This is a genomic window from Algibacter sp., from assembly GCF_049667265.1.
Lineage (GTDB): Bacteria > Bacteroidota > Bacteroidia > Flavobacteriales > Flavobacteriaceae > Algibacter_B.
The window spans coordinates 1-4,761 of record NZ_JBATHX010000415.1 but is presented as its reverse complement, the minus strand read 5'-3'; the positions used below and the strand labels follow the sequence as shown (position 1 = coordinate 4,761).

Here is a 4,761-nt window from a genome sequence, read left to right as displayed (position 1 = left end):
ATCATCCAATTGAAAGTATTATTCGATATGCATTTACCTTATTAGGTGTTTTTGCTATTGGTGCTCCTATTGGCATTGTTATGTTGTATCAATCCATGTCTATCGTGGCAACTCAGTTTAGCCATTCAAATATAAAACTTCCAAAAAAGGTTGATAAATGGTTAAGTTATGTGTTAGTGTCTCCAAATATGCATAAAGTGCATCATCATTATAAAATGCCTTATACTGATTCTAACTACGGAAATATTTTTTCGGTTTGGGATAGGATTTTAGGAACTTACATGGAATTAGATCCTGATAAAATTATTTATGGCGTAGATGTATTTCCAAATGAATCCGAAAATAGCAACATTAAAGATTTATTGAAACAGCCTTTTCAGAAATATCAAAAACCAACGTCGTTTGAGGGAGAAAATTAATCGTTTTCTAAATCACTAATATGTTCTTCCCAAGCTTTTGCAGAAATTTGAATTTCTATGATTAGAAGCGCTAATGATGCAATGAGTAAAATTAAAGCAACTCCAAAAATCCAAACAGCAATAGTAGGTTGTTTAATGTATATTAAAAACATAGTTAACACACACAATAATAAACTGGTAATTCCTAAAATTTGCATATATCTAGTAAGATATAAGCGATGTTTTATGTTCTTAATTTGTTTATAAAAACGCCTATCATTATTTTTTTGATATTTATCAAACAAATCTCTAATTGCGGCTGTATATGCTATAAACCTATTAGTATAAGCCAACATAATTAAAGATATTGCTGAAAACAAAAGCGCTGGGGTAGTTAAAGTAAGGTCTTCCACGTAATAAAAAGTTTGTTCAAATTTAACAACTTTATAGTTTGTGAGCAGCGTATTTTACTTTAAAAAAAATAAAGTTGTCAAACTTGAAATAAGAAGATGTTTAACGTTACTTCTGAGAAATTTAAAAATTCAAATTACATATTGTTTTATTAATTGGAATGATTTATTATTTTAAATCAATTAAATATCCTATGGATAAATTTAAAAAACCGTTAGTTTTTAGTTTAGGTTCTGTTTCAACCCGCGAAGGGATGTTCATGTTATAGCCCAATTCAAAATCCCACGATTTGGTAACTAAAGTTAGGGGTATATTGATTTGTGTATTTAATAAATCGAAGATGTCGTTATAAATATATTCGATTGTTGTTTCATCACCTTGAGTAATCAATTGTTCTAAGGCTGTGGTCTGTTGTGCTATTATGAAGCTTATTTGTGGTCTGAATTTTAGTGTGAATTTTTTCTCTTTTGTTATCGTAAAATTGGCATAGCTGCGTGATACTAATTGAAAAGATTGGTCTGTTCCAAATAAATACGACGTGGATAGTTTTGTGCCAAGAGTTCGTTTTTTATTTCGTAAGCCTAAACTTAAATTTATCGAGTTTGTAAAAGTGTCCCAACCATTGGAATAAAAATATCTGGTATATCCAACATTATAATTAACAAGTTTGGCTTTACCAATAGTATTGTAATAGCCCAGCGAAACATTGGTGAAATCCCAATTAGGTTTAAAGGATTCGTAGTAAATACCTGAGACACTAATATTAAACCCTGAATCACTATAATAAGATATTTGTGGAACTATATTAAATTGATTGATTCCAGAATCGCGACCAGTAAAAAAGGTGTTGCTGTTAAAAGAAACGTTTGTGTAAATAAAATTCTGTGCGTTGAATGAATTTAAAATATCATTCATAAATTGTTCGTCATTAAAGAAGAGTTCATCAAGAAGTAAATCTATTTCATCTTCTTTTGGTTCTTGGGCATATAAATTAGCAGAGGTTGCTGCTGTAAACAGCAGCAACCAAAATGCTAAAATTTGTTTGTATTTTATGGCTTGTGTTTTCATCTTTATAAGATATTAACCGCCTCCATTTCCACTACCATTTCCGTTTCCGTTACCGCCACCTGAACGAGTTCCGTCACTATTTCTGATTCCATCACCATTGTTTCCATTGCCTCCAAAACCATCGCCATTTCTCATTTCACCTTGACCAGATGCTTGTCTGGTTTGTTGCATATGTTCTTGTAGCATTTGTCTTTGTTCTTGAGTACATGATTCTCTGAATTCGTTTCGTACTTGTCGTAATTGTCGTTCTTGACTTTGTACCATCTGATTTTGAGAATCAGTAAATGTTTCTCTTAAACGTAATCGCATTTGTTCTTTAGTTTGCGTTTTGTCTTGCAAAATTGCTAACTGAGCATCTGTTAATGAAGCTTTAAGTTGTTCTCTGTTTTTCAACATTAACTGGCGTTGTGTTTTTAGCATTTCTTTTTGTTGAAGAGACAATTGATTCATAATTGGAGTGTAGTCATCTTCTTGAGCAAAAAGAGTGCTCCCTGTTAAAAGCATTAATAAACTAAATAATGCTATTGCTGTTTTAAATTTTGTTGTTTTCATGACTTATGAATTTAAATTATTATATATGTTCTACTTCTTAGAACTTAAAAGTTTTAAATAGTTTGGAATTATAAAACTATATTTTCTATCAGATTTTTATCTAGGTAATTATCTATTAACGAGTCTTCTATTAAAACAGAATTAATGAAAATATTTTCTAACTTTTGTTCAGATAATTCTGCTTCAAAAACAACTTTATTTATTATATAACCATCCAGATATTTTTCCATTTCAGTATCAGAAACTAGGAGTGAGGAAACTAAAAAATCGCTGTCAAGAATATCAGAATTTAATAATTTCAATTCCTCAGTATTTGTAATCTGTTCAATATTTTCTGTATTGTTATCTTGCACCCAAAAAGTAAGAGCAATTGCTAGAATTATGCTAGCAGCTATAGCATATGCTATAGTAGGTTTTAACCAGAAAACAGTTTGTTTAGGTTTATCTGGTTCAATAACTTTATTGAGTATACTTGCTTTGGATTGTGAAAAGAAACCTTCTGGAACCTCCATACCAAGTTTGTCTTTATGTAACCTTGAAATATTGTCTTTATGTAGATTTGATTTTTTCATAATTTTTGTGCTATTTCTAATTTGACCTGAATTTTTTTAATAAGTTTGTTTAGTATGCTGCTAATATTTTGTCTTCAATAGTTTTTACGGCACTATAGTAAGATGATTTTAAGGTGTTCTCACTTATATTCAAGATGTCTGATATGTCATGGAAGCTTAAATCATCAAAGTACTTCATTTGAAAAACGCGTTGTTGTTTACTTGAAAGTTTAGAAATTATCTCATTTAGTTTTAATTGTAATTCGTCTCCATTAAAAAAAGGATCCTGCTTCAAGTTTTTTAAATATGAGTTGTTTTCTTGATCAATTGAAACTAAAGTTTTTATTTTATTCTTTTCTAAAAAACGAATAGATTCATTGTATGCGATTCTGTACATCCAAGTATGTAATGAGCTTTTTTCTTTAAAATTATTAATGCCATTAAAAATTCTAATAAAGGTTTCTTGCAATACATCATTGGCATTGTCATGGGTAATAACTATTTTCCGAATATGCCAATACAACCGTTCTTGGTACATATCAAGCAAATCTTGAAAGGCTTTGTTTTTAAGCTTCGGATTTTTAAGATTTTTTATGAGGTCAACTTCTTGATTCATAATTTTAAGATTTTATAACTTAGACCTTTCTTTTATCAAATAGTTTGTTTTAAAATACGAAAAAAACAGGTGTTTAAATTGAATAGGTTTTATTAGTTTAGTAAAATGCAAGAAGACTTCCTACATTATTTATGGAAACATAAAAAATTTCAAATTAATAATTTAAAAACAACCGTTGGTGAAACTATTCTGGTAACTTCGGTTGGGGGACATAATTTTAATTCTGGACCCGATTTTTTCAACGCTAAACTGAAAATAGGAAACCAGCTTTGGGCAGGAAATGTTGAAATACATATGAAATCTTCAGATTGGTTTTTGCATAATCATGAAACCGACAAAGCTTATGATAACGTGATTCTTCATGTTGTTTGGGATGATGATACCGAAGTTTATAGAAAAGACAATACACCCATTCCAACATTACAGTTAAAAAACTTTGTTGATGAATTAATGCTGAATAATTACAACAAGCTTTTTACTAAACAAAACAACTGGATTAATTGTGAAAATGATTTTGTTTCAACAGATGATTTTATTTTAAATAACTGGTTAGAACGCCTTTATTTTGAGCGTTTAGAACGAAAATCTGAAACTATTAATACACTTTTGAAAGCTTCAAAAAATGATTGGGAAGCGGTTTTATTTAAAATGCTCACTAAAAATTTTGGATTAAAAGTGAACGGTGAATCGTTTTTTAGTTTGGCAGCATCTATTGATTTTTCTATCATTAGAAAAACACAATCAAATCAGCAGGTTTTAGAAGCTTTATTATTTGGACAAGGTGGATTATTGGAGCAAGATATTGAAAATGCTTACCATGCAACTTTAGCAAAAGAGTATCAGTTTTTAAAACAGAAGTTTAAAATTGAAAATGCCAATGTGTTACCGATTCATTTTTTTAGACTGCGACCACCAAATTTTCCAACTATTAGATTGTCGCAACTAGCAAATTTATATGGGAACCATCAAAATCTCTTTTCAAAAATCATTCAAACAAATCAATTAGAAGATTTTTATAAACTTTTTAAAGTACCAACTTCCGAGTTTTGGAAATCACATTATACCTTTCACAAGGAATCTAAAGTTTCAACTAAAATACTGTCAAAATCATTTATAGATTTGCTTCTAATCAATACAATTCTTCCAATAAAATTTAGTTATGCGA

Annotated in this window: 7 protein-coding genes; 2 read left to right on the top strand and 5 right to left on the bottom strand. The window is 29.5% G+C overall.

What is annotated here, in order from left to right; translation table 11 throughout:
• Positions 1 to 419, top strand: a 419-nt coding sequence (locus WBN21_RS14475) for a sterol desaturase family protein (protein WP_424201494.1), incomplete at its 5' end; no start/stop codon positions are given.
• Here WBN21_RS14475 and WBN21_RS14470 read toward each other — a convergent pair.
• From WBN21_RS14470 to WBN21_RS14450, 5 genes are all read right to left on the bottom strand, one after another.
• Positions 416 to 811, bottom strand: coding sequence for a DUF2721 domain-containing protein (locus tag WBN21_RS14470; protein ID WP_424201492.1), 396 nt, complete (start codon positions 809 to 811; stop codon positions 416 to 418). The two genes, WBN21_RS14475 and WBN21_RS14470, sit on opposite strands and share 4 nt — an antisense overlap.
• A 166-nt stretch (positions 812 to 977) precedes the next feature.
• Positions 978 to 1,877, bottom strand: coding sequence for a hypothetical protein (locus WBN21_RS14465; RefSeq protein WP_424201490.1), 900 nt, complete (start codon positions 1,875 to 1,877; stop codon positions 978 to 980).
• Positions 1,878 to 1,889: 12 nt separating this feature from the next.
• Positions 1,890 to 2,429 carry a hypothetical protein gene (locus WBN21_RS14460; RefSeq protein WP_424201488.1) on the bottom strand — a complete coding sequence of 180 codons (540 nt, stop codon included), beginning with the start codon at positions 2,427 to 2,429 and terminating at the stop codon, positions 1,890 to 1,892.
• Between the two features lie 68 nt (positions 2,430 to 2,497).
• Positions 2,498 to 3,001 (bottom strand): hypothetical protein, encoded by a 504-nt coding sequence (locus WBN21_RS14455; protein ID WP_424201486.1) that lies wholly within the window; start codon positions 2,999 to 3,001, stop codon positions 2,498 to 2,500.
• Positions 3,002 to 3,050: 49 nt separating this feature from the next.
• A complete protein-coding gene (locus WBN21_RS14450) occupies positions 3,051 to 3,596 on the bottom strand; it encodes an RNA polymerase sigma factor (protein WP_424201484.1) in 546 nt (181 codons plus the stop codon).
• A 105-nt stretch (positions 3,597 to 3,701) separates the two neighbouring features.
• Between WBN21_RS14450 and WBN21_RS14445 the strand changes: the two genes are divergently transcribed.
• Positions 3,702 to 4,761, top strand: a 1,060-nt coding sequence (locus tag WBN21_RS14445) for a DUF2851 family protein (protein ID WP_424201482.1), incomplete at its 3' end; no start/stop codon positions are given.

Coding starts and splice junctions, on each gene's coding strand:
- WBN21_RS14455 (WP_424201486.1), bottom strand. CDS start 3,001: ATGAAAAAATCAAATCTACATAAAGACAATATTTCAAGGTTACATAAA.
- WBN21_RS14450 (WP_424201484.1), bottom strand. CDS start 3,596: ATGAATCAAGAAGTTGACCTCATAAAAAATCTTAAAAATCCGAAGCTT.
- WBN21_RS14465 (WP_424201490.1), bottom strand. CDS start 1,877: ATGAAAACACAAGCCATAAAATACAAACAAATTTTAGCATTTTGGTTG.
- WBN21_RS14460 (WP_424201488.1), bottom strand. CDS start 2,429: ATGAAAACAACAAAATTTAAAACAGCAATAGCATTATTTAGTTTATTA.